This window comes from Cupriavidus sp. KB_39 (genome assembly GCF_052114485.1).
GTDB lineage: Bacteria > Pseudomonadota > Gammaproteobacteria > Burkholderiales > Burkholderiaceae > Cupriavidus.
This window is the reverse complement of the sequence record NZ_JBFREV010000181.1, coordinates 1-525: the sequence shown is the minus strand read 5'-3', so window position 1 is coordinate 525 and position 525 is coordinate 1. Positions and strand designations below refer to the sequence as shown.

At 65.8% G+C, this 525-nt stretch carries 1 pseudogene; it reads right to left on the bottom strand.

Features of this window, described 5'->3' with window-relative positions:
- Positions 1-525: pseudogene (locus AB4Z27_RS29405) on the bottom strand (hemagglutinin); the annotation flags it as partial.

Genomic DNA, 525 nt, shown 5'->3' with positions numbered 1-525 from the left:
CGCCACCGCAGCCACCATCGCCACGATCTGGCCGATGATGCCGAAGCCCTTCTTTTMCTTGATAAACCGGGTGTGGATGTCGTCCTGGAGCGTGTCCTCGGTGTAGTTCAGCCCGAGGCTCTCCTTCAGTTGCGCCACCAGTGCCGCGCTGGCTTCCTCGTCCACGGTGCCGTCGGCACGGGTGATGCGGAAGGCGTCGTTCACCGCGTGGATCATGCCGGCGTCGATGTCCATGCGCATCGCCGACAGGAAGCCGCCCGGCTGCACCACCGTGCCCGTCACCACATTCCAGCCGCCCTGCGCCTTGTACGCATTCGTACCGATGTCCACCACGTTCGGGCTCAGGTCAAGGCTGCCCGCCTTCACCTGCAGCAGATCCCCAGCCGTGATCTGGCCGCTGTTRCGCAGTTGTCCGTCGATGTCCAGGCTGACGTTCTGCCCGCTGATCGTGCCGCCGTTGGGCGTCGCCAGCGCCTGGACGTAGCCGTCCGGCAGGTAGACCTGGCCGTCCGGCAGGTAGACCTG